Consider the following 21,817-nt stretch of genomic DNA (forward strand, 5'->3'; position numbering starts at 1 on the left):
CGCTTGCTACCACGCTGGCCAACCGGTCCCTATTTTATCACCGAACCCGACAAGGCGCATCCGGCAGCGAATTCTAGGCGCCGGACGCCGCCATTGCCGTATTGACGGCAAGTCGGGAACCGTAACGCGGCAAGGTCTCGAAACCGCGCCGCCCAAACCGCCGGCCTGTAACCGGCTCGTGACGACAGCTTGAGGAGAGCGGACATGTTGCATCAGTCAAAGATCAGGACCACGGCCGGCCGCGGCCGCCTGTTCGACAGCATTCTCGACACGGTCGGCGATACGCCGGTGATCCGGATCAACAATCTCGGCCCGGCGCATGCGACGATCTATGTGAAGGCCGAGTTCTTCAATCCAGCGGCCTCGGTCAAGGATCGGCTGGCGCTCAACATCATCGAGGCGGCCGAACGCAGCGGTGCGTTGCGGCCTGGGCAGACCGTCGTCGAGGCGACCAGCGGCAACACCGGCATCGGGCTTGCCATGGTCTGCGCGCAGAAGGGCTATCCGCTGGTGGTGACGATGGCCGACAGCTTTTCCGTCGAGCGCCGCAAGCTGATGCGCATGCTTGGCGCCAAGGTGGTGTTGACGCCGCGCGCCCAGAAGGGTTTCGGCATGTACAAGAAAGCGGTGGAACTCGCCGAAGCCAATGGCTGGTTCCTGGCGCGGCAGTTCGAGACCGAGGCCAATGCGGCCATCCACGAAGCGACCACGGCGCGCGAGATCGTCAATGATTTCGCAGGCTCCAGGCTCGACTGCTTCGTCACCGGCTATGGCACCGGCGGCACCGTCGCCGGCGTGGCGCGCGTGCTGCGCCGGGAGCGGCCGGAGACCCGGATCGTGCTCACCGAACCGGCCAACGCGCAACTTGTCGGCAGTGGCAAGCCGCAGGAGCGCGGTAAAAACGGCGCACCGGCCGCCAGCCACCCGGCCTTCGAGCCGCATCCGATCCAGGGCTGGACCCCGGATTTCATTCCCAACGTGCTGCAGGAAGCGATCGACAAGCGCTACTATGACGAAGTGATGCCGATCGCCGGGCCCGAAGGCATCAAATGGGCCAAGGCGCTGGCGCAGCAGGAGGGGATCTTCACCGGCATCTCCGGCGGCTCCACCTTCGCCGTGGCACGCCAGATCGCCGGGACATCGCCGGCCGGCTCGGTGATCCTGTGCATGCTCCCCGACACCGGCGAACGCTACATGACGACGCCGCTGTTCGACGGCATCGAGGCGGAGATGGATGCGGAAGAGATCACGCTTTCGCGTTCGACGCCCGGCTGCCAGTTCGACGCCTGACAGCAGATCGCGGGGGACACCACTATGGACGCGATGCCGCAAACCTCGAGCGCGACAGCGGAGGAAACGCTCGATCCCCTGGACTGGGCCGATATGCAGGCCCTGTCGCACCGGATCGTCGATGATGCCGTCGGCTATCTGCGCGACGTTCGCGACCGCCCGGTGTGGCGGGAGATGCCGGGCGAGGTGAGGGCGTTCTTTGACGCGCCCTTGCCGCGCTCGCCTGCGCCGATCGCCGAGATTTACGGCGATGTCGCGCGCAACGTCATGGCCTACCCGATGGGCAACATCCATCCGCGCTTCTGGTCCTGGTACATGGGCTCCAGCAATTTCACCGGCGCGCTCGGCGATTTCCTGGCGGCGATCCAAGGTTCCAATCTGGGCGGCGGCAACCATGCCGCCGGCCTTATGGACAGCCAGGTGGTCGACTGGTTCAAGCAGATCGTGGGCTTTCCCGCTTCGGCCAGCGGCACGCTGGTCAGCGGCGGCTCGATGGCCAACATCATCGGGCTCACCGTGGCGCGCAACACCAAGGCTGGCATCGACGTGCGCGAGCATGGCGTCGGTGCCATCGCGCAGCCCTTGCGCTTCTATGGCTCGGACCAGACCCACTTCTGCCACCGCAAGGCGATGGAGGTGCTCGGCCTCGGCAACCGTGCGCTTCGCCGCATCCCAAGCGATGCCGCAATGCGCATCGATATCGCCGCCTTGCGGGCGGTGATCGCGGAAGACCGAAAGGCGGGCCTCAAGCCGGCCTGCGTCATCGGCAACGCCGGCACCGTCAACACCGGCGCGATCGACGATCTCGAGGCGCTTGCGAGGCTGGCGGCGGAAGAGGATCTCTGGTTCCACGTCGACGGCTGCATCGGCGCGCTGATTGCGATCGCGCCGGAGAATGCAGCGCTCGTCGCCGGCATCGAACGAGCCCATTCGCTTGCGCTCGACCCGCACAAATGGCTGCACGCGCCATTCGAGGCGGGCTGCGCGCTGGTCCGCGATGCCGAGGCGCATCGCGGCGCCTTTGCTGTCATACCGGAGTATCTGGAATCGACGTCGCGCGGCATCGCGTCCGGAAAATGGCTGCATGACTACGGGCTGCAGACATCGCGCGGCTTCCGCGCGCTCAAGGTGTGGATGGCGCTAAAGGAGCACGGCATTGAAAAATTCGGCCGCCTGATCGACCAGAACATCGCTCAAACCAAGTATCTGGCCAGCCTGATCGAGGCCGAGCCGGCGCTGGAGCTGATGGCGCCGGTGAGCATCAACATCGTCTGCATTCGCCACCGCGCCAATGGGCTGTCGGGTGAGCGCCTGAAGGCGTTCAACACCGAGATCATGCTGCGACTCCAGGAAGAAGGCATCGCGGCCCTTTCGGACACCACCGTGCACGACCAGCATTGCCTGCGGGTGGCGATCGCCAATCACCGCACCCGGTACGAGGATCTCGATTTGCTGGTCGCGGAAATCCTGCGGCTCGGCGCAGAACTTGCCGCGTGAGCGGCGCAGCACAGGGAGGGACGCATGTCGTCCATGGACTATGCGATAGACTATGCGGAAGAAGGCTCGGGACCGACCGTGCTGTTCATTCCGGGATCCTTCAGCACATATGCGGCCTGGCGGCCGATACAGAGATGGCTATCGCCTGACTACCGGATGATCGGCATCAGCCTTTGCGGATATGGCGCGACCGCGGAGACCCGCTCGCGCAATGATTTCGGCATGCGGCACCAGCTCCGGATCATCGAGCAGGCGGCACGTCGTGCCGGAGGACCCGTGCATCTGGTCGGCCATTCCTTTGGCGGTGCTGTTGCCCTTGCCGCGGCCCTGGCAAATTCCATCGACGTGGCGAGCCTGTCGCTTTTCGAGGCAAATCCCATCGCGCTCCTCAACAGCGAGCCGAGGCAAGGCCTCTACCAGGACGTTCTGAGGCTTAGCCGGGAGTTCAGCGCGGCGGTCGCGGCCGGCGACGCCGACGCGGCCGGCATCATCATCGACTTCTGGGGCGGTCAAGGCACCTTTGCAGCGCTTCCCGAAATCGTGCGGACCCACTGCCGGCAGACTGCCCCGACAAATGTGATCGACTGGCTGACGGTTTTCAGTTTCGAGGCTTCTCTCCGCGACTACAGTGCCCTCGATATCCCGGTGCTTCTCGTCAGAGGCGGGTTCGCCAATCCGGCCATGGCGGCAATGACCGACATGCTGCAACACGCCTTGCCGCATGTGCATAGCGCGGTTGTCGAAGACGCCGGCCACTCCCTCATTGCGACCCATGCGCAAAAATGTGCCGCGCTGCTGACACGGTTCCTGACGATTGCAGACGCGGAACTGCCGGAAGCCGCGATGGTGGCCTAATCCTGACCAGCGGGAAGTGGCGCGCCGGGGAGATAAAGCATGATCGGGCGGATCTCGTAGACGGCGCTGGGATTGACGCGCTTGAGGTCGCGCGCGACTGCGATCGCCTCTTCCTGGCTCGCGCAGTCGAGGACATAGAGCCCCAGCAACTGCTCCTTGGTCTCGGCAAAGGGACCGTCGATCACCATGCCCTCGCTTGGGCCGCGCAACGTGACGGCCGCCGCGGTTGCACCCAGCCTTGCCGCCGGCCCGAGTTTTCCCTCGCGGGTCAGCCTGGCGTTGACCTCGAGCAGGTCGTCCATTAGGGCCGCATCCTCGTCAGGCGTCCAGGACTGGACGGTCTGTTCGACGTGGTAGGCCAGGATCGCATAGAACATGGACGGTTTCCTCAAATCAAGTTCTACAGCGTCCTTTGCGCGTCCAAGAGGGCGCGCGGCGCTGTGGTGCCGGATTGGGCGGCAATATCACAAGGATCGCGGGACTGATCCAGCCTCGGTGCCGATCAGGCCGCCTCCTACTGACTCATGCTGCCAGCGGCAGGCGCAGTTCCGTCAGCAGGCCGCCGCCGGATCGTTGGAGAGGCTGATCTCGCCGCCGGCGGCACGCGCGATGTTGCGGGCAATGGTCAGGCCAAGACCGAGGCCGCCGGTCTGGCGGTTGCGCGATTGCTCGATGCGAACGAAGGAGCCGAACACCGTGTCGAGTTGTGCCTGCGGGATGCCGGGTCCCTCGTCGCGGATGGCGAGCGTGATTGTGTCCTGCGACCGCTCAAGGCTGAGATGCGCCTTCTTGCCGTAGGTCACGGCATTCTGGACGAGGTTGGTGACGCAGCGCTTCAGTGCTACCGGCCGGGCCATGCAGATCAGGCCGCGCGGCCGTGTACCGTCGTGGTCGAACGAGACCTCCTCGAAGCCGTCGGCGACCGCCTCCACCAGCGACCAGAAATCGATGCGTTCGGCCTTCTCCTCCGTCACCTCGAACTTGGCGAAGTCGATGACCGAGCTGGCAATGCTCTCGATGTCGGCGAGGTCATGCGCCAATGCCGCGCGGGCCGGCGATTTGCGCAGCAGTTCCAGGCGCAGCCGCATCCGCGTCAGCGGCGTGCGCAGGTCATGCGCGAGCGCCGCCGCCAGGTGCTCGCGATCCTCGACATAGTCGCGCAGCCTGAGCTGCATGGCGTTGACCGCCTTGGCGGCGGCGCGGATCTCGCGGCTGCCCGACTCGGCGATCGGCGGGCTCTTCAAATCGTGGCCGATGCGCTTCACGGCGGTTTCCATCATCCGGTAGGGCGCGGTCAGCCGGCGCAACGACCAGATCGACATCATCACCACCAGCCCGGCGATTAGGACATAGAGCGGCAGGCTGTCGAAGCTCAATATCGGGCCCACCGGCGTGATCGGCTCGGTGAAATTCAGCCACTGCCCGTCGGCGAAGCGCAGCGAGGCTGTCAGCTTGTCGCTCTGGGCGAAATCCGCCGCCAGCACCAGAAGGTCGCGCTCCACCTGGCCGACATCCTTGTTCATGATCGCGCCGCCGGGAGCATCCGACTCGCGCGTTGCCGGATCGCGCCGCACGCGCGCGTCGGTGATGCCGAATTTGGTCAGGCGCCCGACGAGGATGTCCTCCAGTTCGGCGAGTTCGTCGTCGCCGGCGATCGAGGAGGTGACGGCCGGCGTGTCCGAAACGGTCAGCGCGTAGGTGGCGTTGAACAGTCCCGACGCGGTCGCCTTGCGTTCTTCGGGCGTCGCATCGTGCATCAGTTGCACCAGCGAGAAGGCGCGGTCGTTGAGGCGGTAGAGATCGACCACGTCGTTGGCGGCGTCGCGGTCACGCGCGACGATGTAGAGTGTTGCGATCTGGCTGATCAGCAGGCCGGCAATGACGATGAGCAGCACCCACACGGGCAGGGTCTGCGGCAGGAAGCGTCTCATTCGGAGGTCGTTTCGGGCAGGAACTGATAGCCGCCGCTGCGCACGGTCAGGATCAGTTTCGGCGTCTTGGGATCGTCTTCCATCTTGCGCCGCAGCCGGCTGACCAGGATGTCGACGCTGCGGTCGAAACTGTAGCCGGTATCGCCGCCCGAGAGCTCGATGAGCTGGTCGCGGGTGAGCACGCGTTGCGCGCTTTTGACGAAGGTCTGCAGGAGGTTGAATTCCGCCATCGTCAGCTCGACCCTGACATCGCCGGGCGCCGTCAGGCGGCGGCGCGAGCAATCCATCGTCCAGCCGGCGAAGTGGTAGATCTGCTTGGTTGTCGGGCGGCGCGGCTCGGCGGCGCCGTTGCGCCTCAGCACGGCGCGGATGCGGGCCAGGAGCTCGTGCGGATCGAAGGGTTTCGGCACATAGTCGTCGGCGCCCATCTCGAGGCCGACCACGCGGTCGGTCGTCTCGGTGACGGCCGTCAGCATGATGATCGGCGTTGTGTGGTTGGCGCGCAGTTCGCGGCAAAGCTCCAGCCCGCTCTTGCCGGGCAGCATCACGTCGAGAACGATGAGATCGACCTGCATGCGGCGCAGGATGGCCTCCATCTCGACGCCGTCGGCGGCAACGGTCGTGTGCAGGCCCCGCTTCTGCAAAAACTCCTGAAGCAGGTCGCGTATGCCCTTGTCGTCGTCGACGATCAGTATGTGTGCGTCGGATTTCACGGGAACCCTGTCATTGCTGGTGGCCAAGCGGTCATTCGATCATCTCCCACACGATAGAATTCGGGCCATATGTTGGCCAGTGGCGATAGCACAGCCCAAGGCAGATGCGGCAGAAACAATCCAGAAACAAATTTCTATAGTCCGGAAAAACTCACGAAAAAATTCAAGGGCATAACGGTGTCGTGGCGGTCAGGTCATCGGCTGCGACGCAAGTCTCCGGAGTAACGGACAAGACCAATGCATAGGTTCACGATCAGCTTGATGGGTGCGTTGCTCGGCATTTCGCTCGTCACGGCCGCGGTCGGAGCCTCCGATGCAAAGGTGGCGCCGATCACCCGGGCCGAGCGCTGCAGCGACCTCAACCGTCAGGTTGACGAAGCCCTCGAAACCCATGCCGCGGCAACGCAGGTCACCGCGGCGAAAGCACTGCAAAGAAAGGGAACCCGGTTCTGCGCCAACAAGAAGCAGGCACAGGGAATCCGGATGCTCGCAAACGCTTTGAAGCTGCTTGGAGTGACACCGAACGACCCGGTTCAGTGACGCTCAAACCCCGACCCGCATAAAAAGGAAATGAAGCCATGAACAAGTCCCTCCTCTCCGCCCTCGGTCTCGCTGTTGCTCTCGCCTTCTCGATGCCGGCTCTTGGCAACGCAGCTGCGACCACGACCGCTGCTCCCGCTGCTTCGACCACCGCGCCGGCGGCTGCGCCTGCCAAGGCTGCTCCGAAGAAGGTCACTGCCAAGAAGACCGTCAAGGCCTGCAAAGTGACCAAGACGCACAAGTGCCCGGTCAAGAAGGCGCCGAAGGCAGCCAAGAAGTCCTGATCCCGGCCTGGCAGTAGCCAGCTCTCCTGACAAGGCCGCTCCAGCCGGAATTCGGCTGGAGCGGCCTGGATCGAGCCGGAATACCGGTGACGTCCAACCCCGGCATGCCAAAACTGGTTCAACGGCTGGCGATCCTTTAACCCGATCGCAATGCCGGCCCTGTAGGACAATCCGCATGAAGCGGCTTTCGTCCATTTTGCGCTCAATGGTCATCGGCGGCCTGGTGGTCAGCGGAGTGGCCAAGGTGTTGATCCTGCTCTCAGCCAGCCCGGTGCCGGACCCCGCCAGCGGACGGACCGAGCCGTCGCTGTTCGCGCCGAAAATATCCACCGACTGGGACTACATCACGCCCGGGCAGACCTGGCTGCTCATCGTGCTGACCGGCACGGTGCTGATCTGCTTCATCGCCTGGCCAGTCGCGGCCTGGATGGAGCGCCGGGTCGATGCACCCGATACGCGTTCCCGTCCAGAATCGCCATCTGTAGGGACGGTGCGGCAGATCCCGCCGCGGCGCATGTTCGGCCGGCATGGCCGTTGAACGGCCTGCGGCAGTGACCCACATAGATTTGTTAGAGATCGCGCTGCTGTTTGGCCGATCGAAAATGGACGACCGCTTTCGCCCGTGACAAAGTGAAGGCGAATTTCTCGCTTGCAGTTGCCGGGTTTCCAATGCCTGAAACCACCACCACACCGCGCACCAAGACGCAGCCGAAGACCGAACGGCCGAAGCTCTACAAGGTCATCCTCATCAACGACGATTTCACCCCGCGCGAGTTCGTGGTGACCGTGCTCAAGGGCGAGTTCAAATTGAGCGAAGACCAGGCGCAACGGGTAATGATCACCGCGCACCGGCGCGGCGTCTGCGTCGTCGCCGTCTTCACCAGGGACGTCGCTGAGACCAAGGCGACGCGGGCGACGGACGCCGGCAAGGCCAAGGGCTACCCGCTGCTGTTCACGACCGAACCGGAAGAGTGAAGAGCGTTACCGCCCCTCGCGGTACCACATCGAGCCCATCGCCAGAAGCAGCAGGCCGAGGCCGAGGAAGCCGCCGAAGAGCGGAACGCGCGAGACGGCCTTCAGCACGCTGTCGTCGGTGGTGCGGAGCCCAATCCAGTCGTTGCCGGAGGCCGCACCGGTGGAGCGGACCGGGACGATCGAAGGCAGCGCCACGCCGCCGGCAAGGGTGCCGAGCGTGGACGAAGGCGCCAGCCGGCGCACGCTGCCGCCGGTTGCCTCCGCCGGCGCCTTCAGCCGGTCCTCGGTGGAGATGACGTCGGTGAACTCCGGCGCGTTGATCGGGCCGACATGGGCAAGCGCGGTGAGGTCGCCATTGCCGACCTGGTAGAGGCCGATCTCGCTGGTCTGGACGGTGCCGAGGAAAATGCCGGGCTCAGATTTTTCGAGCCTGACGATCAGCGCTTTGCCCGACGGCGTGATCACCTGCGCCGGGCCGGGGTCGTCGCTCATCGTCTGGCGGCGTATTTCCAGCGTCATGCCGCGCCCGTCGGCGGTCAGGCGCTCCTCTTCGAGTTCGGGCTCTTTCATCAGCCAATGGGCGATGCGGCGATAGAGCTGGACATGCGGGCCGCCGCCCTCGAAGCCGCGCGCCCACAGCCAGCCCTGGTCGGACAGAAGCATGCCGACACGGCCTTCGCCCTTGCGGTCGAGCAGAAGCAGCGGCCGGTTGTCGGCGCCCTTCATCACCACTTCGCCCTCGGGGTTCTCGACGCCGATGGTGCGGAACCAGCGGCTCCAGTGCGGCGGATCGGTGGCCGAGCCGTCCAGCCCGCGCGTCACCGGATGATGCTGGCCGAGCTCGGTCAGGCGCGGGTAGAAGGCCTTGTCGACGACCTCTCCGGTCGGCATCGCCGGCAGCGCCGACATCAGCGGCGTGCGGGCGATCGAGCTTTCGCCGGCATATTCAGGCCCCGCGGCGATCAGCAGCGCGCCACCCTTTTCGACATATTCGGAGATGTAGTCGTAATAGAGGATCGGCAGCACGTCGCGGTGCTGGTAGCGGTCGAAGATGATGAGGTCGAAATCCTTGATCCTCTCGACGAACAGTTCGCGCGTCGGAAAGGCAATCAGCGACAATTCGTTGATTGGCGTGCCGTCCTGCTTTTCCGGCGGACGCAGAATGGTGAAATGGACGAGATCGACCGACGCGTCCGACTTCAAGAGGTTGCGCCAGGTGCGTTCGCCGGCATGCGGCTCGCCGGAAACCAGCAGCACGCGCAAATTCTCGCGGATGCCGTCGATCAGTGCGATGGCGCGGTTGTTGGCGTCGGTCAGCTCGCCCGGCACGGGGTCGACGGCGAGCTCGACGATGTTGCGGCCGGCGGTCGGGATCGTCACCTGCAGCGGCATCGCCTGGCCGATGGTGGCGTGCTCGACCGACACCTGCTCGCCATTGACCGAGACGCGGACATCGACCGGGCCGGTCTGATTGTCGGTGGCGATGACGCGGTAGCTCATATCGAGCGGCTTGCCGACCAGGCCGAAGCGCGGCGCGTTCTCGAAGCGTATGCGGCGGTCCTTCTCGTGCTCGTTGCCGGTGATCAAAGCGTGCAGCGGCGCATGGAAGTCGGGCGCGCCGGCCGGCGCATCGTGCACCTCGCCGTCGGTGATCATGATGGCGCCGCCGATGCGCGACGGCGGCACGTCGCGGAAAGCACCTTCGAGCGCGCCGAACAGCCTGGTGTCGGTACGCTCCTCGGCTGCCTCGGACCGGCCGGACTCGACGACGCGCACGTCGAACTGCTTGAAACGGCCAAGGCGCTGCTGAAGCCCGGCCAGCGCCTCGTCGGTCTGCTTGGTGCGCTCGCCGATATCCTGGCTCTGGCTGCGGTCGACGACGATGGCGACGACGCTTTTCAAGGCCTCGCGTTCCTCGTCAAGGAAGACCGGGTTGAGCAAAGCGGCGCCGAGCGCGAGCAAAGCGGCGAAGCGGAAGACCGAGCCGCGCTGGCGAAACCACAGGCCGACCAGCGCCAGCAACACCAGCGGCACCAGTACGGCGGCAAGCAGCGGCCAGGACAGGAGCGGTTCGAAGTTGATCGACCAGTTCATGGCTTACTGCCCCAGCCGTTCGAGCAGGACGGGCACGTGCACCTGGTCGGATTTGTAGTTGCCTGTCAGCATGTACATCATGATGTTGACGCCGGCGCGCAGCGCATAGATGCGCTGCATCGGGTCCGCCGGCACGGTCGGCAAAAGCGGGTCGCCATTCTCGTCGACGGCCCAGGCGCCGGCAAAATCATTGGCGGTGATCAGGATTGGCGAGACGCCGTCGCCGACGCGCACGGGGCGGTTCTCGGTGTTGCTGGCGTCGAGCGAGGCCTCGACCCAGAGCGGACTGCCGGCGAAGCGGCCGGGAAACTCGGGCAGGATGAAGAAGGACTTGGTCAGCACATGGTCCGACGGCACCGGCTCCAGCGGCGGCACGTTGAGATCGCCGAGAATGTCGCGCAGCCGCTCCGTCGCCGGGCTGGTCGAATCGGCGCCGATGCCGTTGGCAAACTGGTCGCGGGTGTCGAACAGAACCGTGCCGCCCTGTTGCATATAGGCATCGACGCGCGCGATCGCCGCTTGGCTCGGCATCGGCGCGGCAGGGTCGATCGGCCAGTAGATCAGCGGGTAGAAGGACAGTTCGTCCTTCGCGATGTCGACGCCGGCCGGCGCTCCGGGTTCGAGCGCGGTCTTTTCGATCAGGAAGCGGGTCAGGCCTTCGAGACCGGCGCGGCTGATTGAATCGACGCCTGGCTCGCCGGTCAGCACATAGGCGATGCGGGTCTTCGCGATGTCCTCGATCGCCTGGGCATCGCCCGGTTTCGCGTCGTCGGCGCGGGCGAGGTCGGCATGGCCAAAGAGCGCGCCCAGCGCGATCAGAACGGCGGCCGCCGTCGTTGCGGCGGCGCGGCGCGGCCGGCGCGCCAGCAGCCCGCCCATCCAGAACACCGCCAGCGTGTCGAGCACCATCAGCACCAGGGCGGCGGCGACCAGCGCGCCTTTCAGATTGCGCGATTCGTCGAAAGCGTACTGGACGGTGGTGACCGGCAACGAAACTTGAGGCCGGTCCAGCAGCGCGAACGTTCTGTCGGCCTCGAGCAAATTATGGGCGAAGACGCCGGTTTCGGAGCCGTAAAGGCCGGGCGGGTTCTCGAACGTCACCGGCAGCGGCCCGGCGCCGGGCACCAGGGGTCGTGCATCCGGCGTTGGCGGTACCAGATCGCCGTCGGCGGCAATCATGCGGTAGGGCGCCAGCGAAGTGGCGGCGGCTTCGGCGTTGGCGATCGCCGCGCCCTGGTTGCGCGACAGCTGCACGATGCGCCTGAGCATCTCGACGAAGCTGCCCGATATCGGCAGGTTGGACCAGGTTGCCTCGGGCGTGACGTGGAACAGGACGAGCGTGCCCTTGCCCTTCTTCAGCCCGGTCACCAGCGGCGTGCCGTCGGCAAGCGTCGCCCAGGTGCGCTCGACGATGTCGGGTGTCGGCTCGGCCAATACCTGCCTGGTGACGGTGACCTCGGCCGGCGGCGCGAGATCGGCAAAGGGACCGGCTTTTGGAAACTCGGTGACCGGCTGCGGCGTCGTCCACGACAAGGCGCCGCCCATCGAGCGTTCGCCGGTGCGCAGCCTGACCGGCAGCAGATCGTCGTCATTGCCGGCGGCGGCGAGCCTCGACCCGGCAAAGCGCACCAGTGTGCCGCCCTTGTCGACCCAATCGACCAGCCTCTGCTTCACCTGTTCCGGAATGGTGCCGACATCGGCCATGACGATCATCGCCGGCTTCTGGTCGAGAAGCTGCGGGATGGCGTCGGCAAGGTCGACGGTCGATGGCTCGACCAGATCGGCGAAAGGCTGCAGCGCACGGCGGATATAGTAGAGCGGCGACAAAAGCGGCTGCGCCTGGTCGGCCTCGGCCTGCGACAACAGCCCGACACGGCGGCGCTTGGAGCTTTCGTCCAGCACCCGCACGGCGCCGGCCTGGTGCTCGCCGTCGAGCGCGATCGAGGCGAAGTCGTTGCGCAGCTCGAATGGCACCGCCATCGTCCCGGTAGCGGTGGACTCGCCCGGCGAGAAGGTCAGCGTCGCGTCGGCGATGCGACGGCCCTTGTCGTCGAAGGCACCGGCGGTGACTTGAGCCGGCGCCGGATCGTTCGGTGCGCGGATGGCGGTGAGCGCAAAGCCGTCGACCTGGTTATCGGCGACCGTGAGGCCGGTCAGCGACAGCCTGTCGGACGTTGCCCAGACGAGGCGCGCCGCGTTTTTCGACAGCAGCGTGTTGAAGGCGGCTTCGTCGCCTTGCGCCGCCAGTCCATCCGCGAGCACGGCGACACTGGCGCCCGGCAGGCGCTCCAGGGCCGCCGCGACGCGTGCATAGATGGCCGGTCGATCGGTCGGGATCGGCCGCGGCTTGGCCGCGCGCAGCCGGTCGAGCGCGGTGGCAGCATCGAAGGGTCCGATCTCGGCGTTGGGCTTTTCGGCGGTGAAGGCGATGACGACAGGCACGCCATTCGAACTGGCGTCGGCGATCAGGCGCTGCGCGGTGGCGACGCGCTTGCCCCAGTCGGCCGCACTTGCCCAGTCATTGTCGATGACCAATGCAAGGGCCGAGCCCTCGGCAGGCAGCTTCTCGCGCGGATTGAAGACGGGTTCGGCAAGGGCTGTGACGACAAGGGCGGCCATCAGCAGCCTCAGCAGCGTCAGCCACCACGGGCTTTGATGCGGGGTCTCCTCGCGCTTCAGCACGCGGGCCAGTATCTTCAGCGGCGGAAACACTTCCGTCTGCGGCTTGGGCGGGGTGAGCCGCAACAGCCACCAGATCACCGGCAGCGCCAGCAGGCCCCACAACACCATCGGCGCCCCGAAGGAAAGCGGCAGCCAGCTCATGCGCTGATCTTTCCGGCATAACTGCTTTCAGCGGTCATCGCCATGTGGATGCGCACCAGCGCCTCGGAAGCCAGGCGATCGGTGTGGTTGACGGTGAAGCTCCAGCCGAGCCGCTTGCACCAGCCGGCCAGTTCCTGGCGGCGGGCGGTGTAAAGCAGGCGATAGTCGTCGCCCAGCATCTCGGCGCGGCCGGCGGTCAGCTTGTCGCCGGTCTCGGGATCGGTGAATTCGGTGCGGCCGGCATAGGGAAAATTCTCCTCGGCCGGGTCGGCGACCTCGATCAGATGGGCGCGCACGCCGTGACGGGCGAGCACGTCGAGCCAGGCCATGGTGTCCTCGACCGGATCGAGGAAATCGCTGACGACGACAATGTCGCAGAAGCGGCGAATGCCGGAGAGATCAGGCTTTGCCGGCAGCGCGCCGGCATGGGTGAGTTGGCTCGCGATTCGCTCGGCGCCGTCGCGGGCGGTGAACGGATCGGTGAGGCCCGGCCAGGCTATGCGTTCGCCGCTGCGCGACAGGAGCTCGGCCATGGCTAGCGTCAGCACCAGCGCGCGCGATTCTTTCGAAACGCTGGCGCCTGCGGATTTGTAGAGCATGGAAGGCGAGGGGTCGGCCCAAAGCCATACCGTATGGGCGGCCTCCCATTCGCGGTCGCGTACATAGGTGTGGTCGTCGCGGGCCGATCGGCGCCAGTCGATGCGCGAGGAATCGCCCTCGACATAGGGGCGGAACTGCCAGAAATTCTCGCCAATGCCGCGCTTGCGGCGGCCATGCCAGCCGGCGATCACGGTGTTGACGATGCGGCGCGCCTCGACCAGGAGGTCCGGCACCAGCGAGGCCCGCAACCGGCCACGGGCGAGCGCGTCGCGCGTCGCTACCGGTGCCTGGACCTCGCCTATGCGCGCCATCAGATACCTTTTGCCAGTTTCGCCACCACGTCGCGCACCGAGGTGCCTTCGGCGCGAGCGGCGAAGGTCAGCGCCATGCGGTGCTGCAGCACCGGCTCGGCCAGCGCACGGATGTCGTCGACCGACGGTGCCAGCCGTCCATCATACAACGCGCGAGCGCGGGCGCACAGTGTCAGCGCCTGACTGGCGCGCGGGCCCGGACCCCAGGCGACGAGCTTGTCGGTTTCGGCATGGCCCTGGCCCGGACGGGCCGAGCGCACCAGCTTGAGGATCGCCTCGACGACGCTTTCCGGCACCGGCATGCGGCGGATCAGCGTCTGGATCTCCTTCAGCCGCGCCGGCTGCAGCACGTTCGCGGCCTTGGCATCCTCGACGCCGGTGGTTTCCAAGAGGATGCGGCGTTCCGCCTCGATTTCCGGATAGAGGATGTCGACCTGCATCAGGAAGCGGTCAAGCTGGGCCTCGGGCAGGGGATAGGTGCCTTCCTGTTCCAGCGGGTTCTGCGTCGCCAGCACGTGGAAGGGCGCCGGCAAATCGTGGCGGGCGCCGGCAATGGTGACGTGGTATTCCTGCATCGCCTGCAGCAGCGCCGACTGGGTGCGCGGCGAGGCGCGGTTGATCTCATCGGCCATCAGCAATTGCGCGAAGATCGGCCCCGAAATGAAGCGGAACGAACGCTTGCCGAATTCGTCCTGTTCCATCACCTCGGAACCGAGAATGTCCGACGGCATCAGGTCGGGTGTGAACTGGATGCGGCGGGAATCGAGACCGAGCACGACGCCCAGCGTCTCGACCAGCTTGGTCTTGGCGAGGCCTGGCACGCCGACCAGCAGCGCGTGGCCGCCGGCCAGGAGCGCCACCAGTGTTCGTTCGACGACCGCTTCCTGGCCGAAGATGACCCTGCCGACGCCGTCGCGGATCCTGGAGATGTCGGCCAATGCCTTCTCCGCCTCGGCGATCATGTCTTTTTCGCTGATCGGGCTTTCCTTGATCATCACGCTCATGGCCGCATCGATCCTTGTGTTGGAAATACCGGCTTGCACTTGTCTGTGCCGCAGAATGCCGCGATTCGGCCTCGCATGGCGCCTGCGTTTGAATTTAAATCACAGACTTAGGCTGACAAGCGGAACAACAGTGACTATTTCGTGACCATGACGGAACGCTCCGAACATGCTGAAGAGAGTCTGACGGCCGCCAGGGAAGCGCGCGGACTGGAGGCGCTGATCTCGCGGGCGACGCGCGCCGGCAAGGGGCCGGCGCCGGTGGAGCGCTGGAATCCTGACTTCTGCGGCGATCTCGACATGGAGATCAAGGCCGACGGCACCTGGTTCTATCTGGGCACGCCGATCGGGCGCATGCCGCTGGTGCAGCTCTTTTCCACGGTTCTGCGCAAGGATGCAGACGGTAAGACCTATCTGGTGACGCCGGCGGAAAGGGTGGGTATCCGTGTCGCCGACGCGCCCTTCGTGGCCGTCGAGATGGACGTTTCCGGCGCCGGCGACGACCAGGTCATCACCTTCCGCACCAATGTCGGCGACGTCGTCGAGGCCGGGCCCGGCCATCCGCTGCGCTTCGTCGACGAGAACGCCACCGGCGGCCTGAAGCCTTACGTTCTGGTGCGCGGGCGGCTGGAAGCGCTGGTGGCGCGGCCGGTGATGTACGAGCTGGTCGAACATGGCGAGGAAATCGGCATCGGCGGCAGGACGATGTTTGCCGTCCGCTCGAAGGGCGCGGTCTATCCGATCATGCCGGCGGAAAAATTGAAGCGGCTGAGCGCGTGATGGACCAGGTGACGCCGGCGCCGTTTTCCACCGCTGATTTTCGCGCGCGCTTCGCCGCGCAGCCGGATGCGCATGCCAGCGACGATTTTGGCGATCATCGCTTCAATCCCGGCCATCCGCGCCTGACGCAAGCCAAGCCGCTGCGCGACGCCGCGGTGTTGATTCCGGTGGTCGATCATCGAGGCGATGCGACGGTCTTGCTGACAAAACGGGCCGAGAAGCTGCGCAGCCATTCAGGGCAGGTGGCATTCCCCGGCGGCACGATCGATGCAACCGATCCCAGCCCGGAGGCGGCTGCGCTGCGCGAAACCTTCGAGGAGATCGGGCTTGGCGAGGATCGCATCGAGATCATCGGCCGCATGCCCGACTATGTCGCGGGCAGCGGCTACCGCATCGCGCCGGTCCTGGGCATCGTGCGGCCGGGTTTCCAGCTGACGCTGAATTCCGAGGAGGTCGATGCCGCCTTCGAGGTGCCACTGCGCTTCCTGATGGACCCGGCCAATCACAAGCGGGACAGCCGCATGTGGAATGATCTCGAATGGTTCTTCTACGACATGCCCTATGGCGACCGGCGTATCTGGGGCGTCACCGCCGGCATCATCCGCACGCTTTATGAAAGGCTCTATGCGTGAGTGCTCCGGTGTCGCTTGCGGGCAGGGCCGACTGGCTCGGCGAAAAGCAGCTGCAGCGACTGCTCGCCGCGCTTTCGGGCGGCGGCGAAGAGGCGCGCATTGCCGGCGGCGCGGTGCGCAACGCGCTGATCGGCCAGCCCGTCGCCGACATCGACATCGCCACGACTTGCGTGCCTGAGGAAACCATCCGGCGCGCTGGGGCGGCGGGGTTCAAGACGGTGCCGACCGGCATCGAGCACGGCACCATCACCGCGATCGCCGGAGGCAAGGCCTATGAGGTCACCACGCTGCGCGCCGACATCGAAACCGACGGGCGGCGGGCAAAGGTGTCGTTCGGGCGCGACTGGAAACTTGATGCCGAGCGGCGCGACTTCACCATCAACGCGCTTTACGCCGAAGCCGACGGCACCGTGGTCGACCTGGTCGGCGGCATCGCCGACATCGAAGCGCGCCGGCTGCGTTTCATCGGCGATGCGGAGGGGCGCATCCGCGAGGACTATTTGCGCATCCTGCGCTTCTTCCGGTTCTTCGCCTGGTATGGTGATGGCCGACCCGACGCCGAGGGGCTGAAGGCCTGCGCGCGGCTCAAGGAGGGGCTCGGCCAGCTTTCGGCCGAGCGCGTCTGGTCCGAGTTGAAGAAGCTTCTGTCGGCGCCCGATCCGTCACGGGCGCTTCTTTGGATGCGCCAGGCCGGCGTTCTCACCAGCGTCCTGCCGGAGAGCGAGAAATGGGGCATCGACGCCATCCACGGACTGACCAGGACCGAAAAGGAGCTGGGTTGGACGTCGGACCCGCTGCTCAGGCTGGAAGCGATGGTGCCACCGGATGCGGCGCGGATGAAAACGCTTGCCGAGAGGCTGAAATTCTCGACCGGCGAGGCGGATCGCCTGCGCCACTGGGCGCTGACGGCCGCTGTCGAACCCAAGACAACCGAAGGCGATCTGGCGAAAAAGCTCTATCGTGGCGATCGCCAGGGCTTTGTCGACCGGCTGCGGCTTGCGCTGGCCTCGGCGCGGGCGCGGGCGGTCGAGGACAATGCAGCGCTGCTCGATGCCGGCGGCCTTTCGCGCCTGCTTGGTTTCGCGCTGAAGTGGCAAAGGCCCGACTTCCCGGTCAAGGGAATCGATCTGACCGAGCTTGGCGCTGCGCCGGGGCCGAAGCTCGGCGCCATCCTGAGAAACCTGGAAAGGGAGTGGATCGAGTCCGGTTTTGCGCTTGATCGCGGCGCGCTGCTCGAGCGCGCCGCGGAAGCCTTGAAAGCCAGCTGAGATCAGCTGAGATCAGGCCGCGTCGCGGGCTTTCTCGATGCGCGAGCGGATCGCTTCGACCATCGTCTCGCGGATCACCGTCTCGCCGTGGGTCTCGCGCATGTGCTCAACGGCACGGCGCATGATCTCGGCCTCCTCGTCGGCCCGCGTATGCCAGTCACAACCGGGGACGAGCGAGCCGCAGTGGAATTCCTTCATGGGATTCTCCTTTTTCCTCCCTGGAGCGGGCGGCAGCTGAGACACGGGCGCTCCAGCACTTTGATCGTTGCATGATCCTTCCGAAACCGGTTCCGATCTTGCTGGGCCGACCTTCGGTTCAGGACACGCTCGGGGGAGCAACCATAACACAAATGCCTGGTTTTGGTTGCCGGCCAGGAACAAAAAGGCGGAGCATCGCTGCTCCGCCCTCTTACGCTACCCCGGAGCAAGACCAGACAAAAGCTGGTCTTGTTCCGACGAGCGGGCCATCACTTCACGATCTTGACTGCCTCGGCAACTTTGTTCTTGCCGCTCATGTCCCAGGAAACGCGGACCTTTTCGCCGGCCTTCAGGCCAGGATCCTTGAAGGTCTTGGGAAGCGTAAAAGATGATCCATCCTCGAGAACCAGGCTCATGGCCGTTGCGTCAAAGGCCTTGACCGTCCCGGTGGTGTGCTTGACGGCGGCAAAGGCAACCGAGCCGGAGGCGAGAAGGGCGGCCGCGGCGGCCGACACAATGATTTTGCGCATTGCAAAGTACTCCTGGGAAAAGCGGACATCCTTGTCGAGAAGATGATCCGCGTCGTCTTGGGCCGTCCGGTTGCGTCGAGTCGCGGTTTCGCGGGCGAACCGCCGGCGCTTCCCGACCCGAGACGACAAATAACCCAGTTTTTTCAAATGGATATTAGACGAAAAAGAAATCTGTGGTGCCACATTCCCTGCCAGAATTCGGCGAATGGGACGTCATTGCGGCTCACGCCCCGCTCACCGATTTTTTACGGCCATCTTACCTCCGGCGGCAGGCTGGACAGGATCGAGGCGACATTGCCGCCCGTCTTGAGGCCGAAGATGGTGCCGCGATCGTGAAGAAGGTTGAATTCGACGTATCGGCCGCGCCGGATCAGCTGTTCGTCGCGGTCGCCATCGGTCCAGTTCTCGTTGAAATTGGCCCGAACCAGATGTCCGTAGACGACGAGGAAAGAACGCCCGACATCCTGGACGAAGTTGAAATCGGCGTCCCAGCCACCTTTGTCGTCGTCCGAATGCAGCCAGTCGAAAAAGATGCCGCCGGTACCGCGCGGCTCGTTGCGGTGCGGCAGGAAGAAGTATTCGTCGCACCAGGCCTTGAATTTCGCATGATCGGCGACACCGGCGTTCTTCTCGCAGGCGAACTGCATGGCGCGGTGAAAGGCCAAAGTATCGGGGTCGTCCTGGACGCGGCGGCGGTCGAGCACCGGCGTCAGGTCGGCGCCGCCGCCGAACCACTGGCGCGAGGTGACGACCATGCGGGTGTTCATGTGCACGGCTGGCACGTTGGGGTTCCATGGGTGGGCGATCAGCGAGATGCCGCTTGCCCAGAAGCGCGGGTCTTCCTCGGCGCCCGGCATCTGCTTGCGGAATTCGGGCGAGAACTCGCCATAGACGGTCGAAGTGTGGACGCCGACCTTCTCGAAGACGCGGCCATACATCATCGACATGGTGCCGCCGCCGCCCTTGCCTTCGTCGCGCTCCCACGGCGTCTTCTCGAAATGGCCGGGCGACCATGAGGCGAGCGGTCCCTGAACATCCTGCTCGATCTGCTCGAAGGCGGCGCAGATGCGCTCGCGCAGCGTCTCGAACCAAAGCTTGGCCTTCATCTTCTTCTGTTCGATGTCGTCCGGCAGCCCCACGGGTATTTCAGGTCGTTCCAAAATGCTGTCTCCCGTCGCAGCCGACAAATGACTCGTCTTTTCCGGGCGCGATCCCTAATCTCTTAAGGGCAAGGGTCAAGTGTCATTAAGGTGCAAGGAGTTGTTTCGTGCGCACCCCGGCAAGACCGAAGCTGGATGGGTTGAAGAAAAGGCTCGATCGTTCGCGCGCCGAGCGCGAGCGCATGCCGCGCGACGGTTTCCTGCGCGAGACCTTCGTCTTGCCGCGCTCCGATGCGCGCCTCAAGGCCAAGGAGTGGTTCGAACGTTTTCCCAAACAGGCCTATTGGACCGAGATCGAAAGCTGGTTCGAACGGCCGGGGGATGTCATCGAATTCACGATCCGCAGATTGCCGGCGGCGGACTAGCGCTCCACCAACAGGCGCCGCGCGCCCGCGCCCTGCTTCGACAGCTTGTCGCCCTTGTTCCTGAGCGGGCATTTGTCGATCGACATGCAGCCGCAGCCGATACAGTCTGTGAGCCCGTCGCGCAGCTTCTTCAGCTGACTGATCTTTTGATCGAGGCTGTCGCGCCAGGCCGTTGAAAGCAGATTCCAATCCTCGCGCGTCGGCGTGCGGCCCTCGGGCAGGGACTGAAGGGCGGCCGCGATCTCGGCCAGCGAGATGCCGACCTCCTGGGCGACCCGGATGATCGCCACCCGCCGCAGCACGTCGCGGCCGTAGCGCCGCTGGTTGCCTGACGTGCGGTGGCTGCGGATCAGCCCGCGCGCCTCGTAGAAATGCAGCGCCGACACCGCGACGCCGCTGCGCATCGCCACCTGGCCGACCGTCAATTCCGTTACCGGAGCCATCTCGCACTTTCCGCTTGACCTCAAGTTAAGTTGAGCTTGTAGCGAAGAGATCCAGACAAGGCAAATCAGGAGAAGGCGATGTGCGCCTGGGTGAGAATGACTCAAGCAGCTGAGGTCAGCGACAGGGGCGGCGTTGCCGCCGGACTGGAGATTCTATCGCAGCTGCCGGATCGCTTCGCCCGCGACCATGGCGACGGAAAGCGCGACATTGATGCTGCGCGCGCCCGGCTGCATCGGGATCACCAGTCGCGCATCCGCCGCTTGGTGGACCGGATCCGGCACGCCTGCGGACTCGCGGCCGAACAAAAGGACATCGCCATTGGCAAAGGCAAAGTCGGTGTAGGCGGTCGCGGCCTTGGTCGACAGCAGCACCAGACGCCGCGCGCCGCCGCTGCGCCATTGCTCGAAGGCGTGCCAGTCAACATGCCGGGTCAGCGCCGCCATTTCGAGGTAGTCCATTCCGGCCCGTTTCAGCGTCCTGTCGGAGAGCGGGAAGCCGGCCGGTTCGATGATGTCGACGCCGAGACCGAGGCACGCGGCAAAGCGCAGGATTGTTCCGGTATTGCCGGCGATGTCAGGCTGGTAGAGCGCGATGCGGAGACGGTCGTTCATTTCCGCATCCTTCTAATAAGTGGCAGATCGGCCACAGGGATTTCGCGGTTTCGGAAATTCCTGGACTGGCGGGTGGCCATTTTCTGCGAAGTCGGGTATACGCCGCTCATTGTCAACCCGAACCGATGGAGGGGTAATTCATGATGACCATGCACATCCAGCGCCCCTCTTGGGGCCTTGTACGCCCGACGGCGGTTTCGGTACGACGATTCTCCTGACTCTCTAAAGACTCTGATCGCACCGATTCCCGCCGAACCCAGTTTTCGGCTCTCGAAGGAATCTTGCGATGTTTTTCAAACTGCCAAAGGGGCTCGACGCCCCATCTGAACGTATCCGGGCCGACGCTTGCCGTCGTGCCCGGACTGACGCAATGCGCGCCGACGCCATCCGTGCCTTTGGCCGAATGCCGGCGGTCGAGCTTGCTTCACCCTTTTTATCGCATTTGCACATGGAGGACGGACCGATGTTCGATCCCTACAAAATACCCGGTTCAAGAAGCCTGCACGAACGCAAGATGGCGACCTGGGCGCTGCTGATCGGCGAAACCTATTCGTCGGCGGTCCACGCCGAGACGCGCCGGCGTCCGCATCGCGGCATGCTGCCGGATGTCGACTTCTCGCGCGCCGTTCCCGACCCCAGCCGGCCGTCGCTGGTGCGCCGGATCATCAGGATGATCCGGCCGGGGGCGAAGGACCGGGCTGGCGGCACCGTGCCGTCAGGATCGTCAAGCGAGCCTGTCGGCGAAAAGCACGCGAGCCCCTATATTGCGCGAAGCAGGACCAGCGACGCGGATGATTCCGTATCGCTGGTCCCAGGCGCCACGCAGTCCGGAGACGCTACGCGCTCCGGGGACGCCACGCGCTCCTGGGACGCTACGCGCTCCAGGGATTTCGTCCGTTCCCGTGCCGCGTGAGC

23 protein-coding genes and 1 pseudogene are annotated in these 21,817 nt (G+C 65.2%); 12 read left to right on the forward strand and 12 right to left on the reverse strand.

Annotated features, from left to right (window positions below; translation table 11 throughout):
• Positions 1-204 precede the first annotated feature (204 nt).
• Genes AC04SI_RS14500 through AC04SI_RS14510 form a run of 3 tightly spaced genes read left to right on the forward strand, consistent with a single transcriptional unit; the run spans position 205 to position 3,642 of the window.
• Complete coding sequence (locus tag AC04SI_RS14500; protein ID WP_404280449.1) at positions 205-1,290, forward strand: PLP-dependent cysteine synthase family protein; 1,086 nt, start codon at positions 205-207, stop codon at positions 1,288-1,290.
• 24 nt (positions 1,291-1,314) lie between these two features.
• Positions 1,315-2,787, forward strand: coding sequence for a pyridoxal phosphate-dependent decarboxylase family protein (locus AC04SI_RS14505; protein WP_404280447.1), 1,473 nt, complete (start codon positions 1,315-1,317; stop codon positions 2,785-2,787).
• Positions 2,788-2,811: 24 nt separating this feature from the next.
• Positions 2,812-3,642 (forward strand): alpha/beta fold hydrolase, encoded by an 831-nt coding sequence (locus tag AC04SI_RS14510; RefSeq protein WP_488474385.1) that lies wholly within the window; start codon positions 2,812-2,814, stop codon positions 3,640-3,642.
• Here AC04SI_RS14510 and AC04SI_RS14515 read toward each other — a convergent pair.
• The 3 genes and pseudogenes from AC04SI_RS14515 to AC04SI_RS14525 form a co-directional block, all read right to left on the reverse strand.
• Positions 3,639-4,019, reverse strand: coding sequence for a YciI family protein (locus tag AC04SI_RS14515; RefSeq protein ID WP_404280444.1), 381 nt, complete (start codon positions 4,017-4,019; stop codon positions 3,639-3,641). The genes AC04SI_RS14510 and AC04SI_RS14515 overlap by 4 nt on opposite strands.
• Before the next feature lie 145 nt (positions 4,020-4,164).
• Positions 4,165-5,573, reverse strand: a pseudogene (locus AC04SI_RS14520) (ATP-binding protein).
• Positions 5,570-6,286, reverse strand: coding sequence for a response regulator (locus AC04SI_RS14525; protein WP_040582875.1), 717 nt, complete (start codon positions 6,284-6,286; stop codon positions 5,570-5,572). The pseudogene AC04SI_RS14520 and the gene AC04SI_RS14525 overlap by 4 nt, the downstream one beginning before the upstream one ends.
• Before the next feature lie 237 nt (positions 6,287-6,523).
• Between AC04SI_RS14525 and AC04SI_RS14530 the strand changes: the two genes are divergently transcribed.
• The 4 genes from AC04SI_RS14530 (at position 6,524) to clpS (ending at position 8,085) form a co-directional block, all read left to right on the forward strand.
• Entirely contained in the window at positions 6,524-6,826 is a 303-nt protein-coding gene (locus AC04SI_RS14530) for a hypothetical protein (protein WP_192183772.1), read from the forward strand.
• A 38-nt stretch (positions 6,827-6,864) separates the two neighbouring features.
• The gene (locus AC04SI_RS14535; RefSeq protein WP_120014725.1) at positions 6,865-7,110 is read left to right on the forward strand and encodes a hypothetical protein; all 246 of its coding nucleotides are present in this window, start codon (positions 6,865-6,867) and stop codon (positions 7,108-7,110) included.
• Positions 7,111-7,285: 175 nt separating this feature from the next.
• Entirely contained in the window at positions 7,286-7,648 is a 363-nt protein-coding gene (locus tag AC04SI_RS14540; protein ID WP_404280439.1) for a hypothetical protein, read from the forward strand.
• A gap of 131 nt (positions 7,649-7,779) precedes the next feature.
• Entirely contained in the window at positions 7,780-8,085 is a 306-nt protein-coding gene (gene clpS, locus AC04SI_RS14545; protein WP_120014723.1) for an ATP-dependent Clp protease adapter ClpS, read from the forward strand.
• A gap of 6 nt (positions 8,086-8,091) precedes the next feature.
• On the opposite strand, the gene AC04SI_RS14550 is transcribed toward clpS, so the two are convergent.
• Genes AC04SI_RS14550 through AC04SI_RS14565 form a run of 4 tightly spaced genes read right to left on the reverse strand, consistent with a single transcriptional unit; the run spans position 8,092 to position 14,917 of the window.
• Positions 8,092-10,179, reverse strand: a complete 2,088-nt coding sequence (locus AC04SI_RS14550) for a hypothetical protein (protein WP_488474386.1) — start codon at positions 10,177-10,179, stop codon at positions 8,092-8,094.
• 3 nt (positions 10,180-10,182) lie between these two features.
• Positions 10,183-13,002 (reverse strand): DUF4159 domain-containing protein, encoded by a 2,820-nt coding sequence (locus tag AC04SI_RS14555; RefSeq protein WP_404280436.1) that lies wholly within the window; start codon positions 13,000-13,002, stop codon positions 10,183-10,185.
• Positions 12,999-13,913, reverse strand: coding sequence for a DUF58 domain-containing protein (locus tag AC04SI_RS14560; protein ID WP_404280434.1), 915 nt, complete (start codon positions 13,911-13,913; stop codon positions 12,999-13,001). Before AC04SI_RS14560 ends, AC04SI_RS14555 begins: the two co-directional genes overlap by 4 nt.
• Positions 13,913-14,917, reverse strand: coding sequence for an AAA family ATPase (locus AC04SI_RS14565; protein ID WP_192183777.1), 1,005 nt, complete (start codon positions 14,915-14,917; stop codon positions 13,913-13,915). Before AC04SI_RS14565 ends, AC04SI_RS14560 begins: the two co-directional genes overlap by 1 nt.
• Positions 14,918-15,064: 147 nt before the next feature.
• Between AC04SI_RS14565 and AC04SI_RS14570 the strand changes: the two genes are divergently transcribed.
• The 3 genes from AC04SI_RS14570 to AC04SI_RS14580 are packed head-to-tail and all read left to right on the forward strand — an operon-like array spanning position 15,065 to position 17,594.
• Positions 15,065-15,694: a DUF1285 domain-containing protein gene (locus AC04SI_RS14570; protein WP_404280500.1), complete on the forward strand. Its 630-nt coding sequence runs from the start codon at positions 15,065-15,067 to the stop codon at positions 15,692-15,694.
• Positions 15,694-16,326 carry a CoA pyrophosphatase gene (locus tag AC04SI_RS14575; protein ID WP_404280432.1) on the forward strand — a complete coding sequence of 211 codons (633 nt, stop codon included), beginning with the start codon at positions 15,694-15,696 and terminating at the stop codon, positions 16,324-16,326. Before AC04SI_RS14570 ends, AC04SI_RS14575 begins: the two co-directional genes overlap by 1 nt.
• Positions 16,323-17,594: a CCA tRNA nucleotidyltransferase gene (locus AC04SI_RS14580; RefSeq protein ID WP_404280430.1), complete on the forward strand. Its 1,272-nt coding sequence runs from the start codon at positions 16,323-16,325 to the stop codon at positions 17,592-17,594. The genes AC04SI_RS14575 and AC04SI_RS14580 overlap by 4 nt, the downstream gene beginning before the upstream one ends.
• 12 nt (positions 17,595-17,606) lie before the next feature.
• Here the strand turns inward: AC04SI_RS14580 and AC04SI_RS14585 are convergent, their stop codons facing one another.
• The 3 genes from AC04SI_RS14585 to hemF form a co-directional block, all read right to left on the reverse strand.
• Entirely contained in the window at positions 17,607-17,792 is a 186-nt protein-coding gene (locus tag AC04SI_RS14585; protein WP_006202582.1) for a DUF1059 domain-containing protein, read from the reverse strand.
• Between the two features lie 269 nt (positions 17,793-18,061).
• Positions 18,062-18,505 (reverse strand): DUF1344 domain-containing protein, encoded by a 444-nt coding sequence (locus tag AC04SI_RS14590; RefSeq protein ID WP_345892492.1) that lies wholly within the window; start codon positions 18,503-18,505, stop codon positions 18,062-18,064.
• 62 nt (positions 18,506-18,567) lie between these two features.
• Complete coding sequence (gene hemF, locus AC04SI_RS14595; protein ID WP_404280427.1) at positions 18,568-19,482, reverse strand: oxygen-dependent coproporphyrinogen oxidase; 915 nt, start codon at positions 19,480-19,482, stop codon at positions 18,568-18,570.
• A gap of 107 nt (positions 19,483-19,589) precedes the next feature.
• On the opposite strand from hemF, the gene AC04SI_RS14600 reads away from it, so the two are divergent.
• Positions 19,590-19,847, forward strand: a complete 258-nt coding sequence (locus AC04SI_RS14600) for a hypothetical protein (RefSeq protein WP_120014714.1) — start codon at positions 19,590-19,592, stop codon at positions 19,845-19,847.
• On the opposite strand, the gene soxR is transcribed toward AC04SI_RS14600, so the two are convergent.
• Together soxR and AC04SI_RS14610 are read right to left on the reverse strand one after the other, a co-directional pair.
• Complete coding sequence (soxR, locus tag AC04SI_RS14605) at positions 19,844-20,290, reverse strand: redox-sensitive transcriptional activator SoxR (protein ID WP_006202577.1); 447 nt, start codon at positions 20,288-20,290, stop codon at positions 19,844-19,846. The genes AC04SI_RS14600 and soxR overlap by 4 nt on opposite strands.
• Before the next feature lie 153 nt (positions 20,291-20,443).
• A complete protein-coding gene (locus tag AC04SI_RS14610; protein ID WP_404280424.1) occupies positions 20,444-20,902 on the reverse strand; it encodes a tRNA (cytidine(34)-2'-O)-methyltransferase in 459 nt (152 codons plus the stop codon).
• A gap of 463 nt (positions 20,903-21,365) precedes the next feature.
• Between AC04SI_RS14610 and AC04SI_RS14615 the strand changes: the two genes are divergently transcribed.
• Positions 21,366-21,815: a hypothetical protein gene (locus tag AC04SI_RS14615; protein ID WP_404280422.1), complete on the forward strand. Its 450-nt coding sequence runs from the start codon at positions 21,366-21,368 to the stop codon at positions 21,813-21,815.
• Positions 21,816-21,817 lie beyond the last annotated feature (2 nt).

Source organism: Mesorhizobium sp. CNPSo 4689, assembly GCF_057784325.1.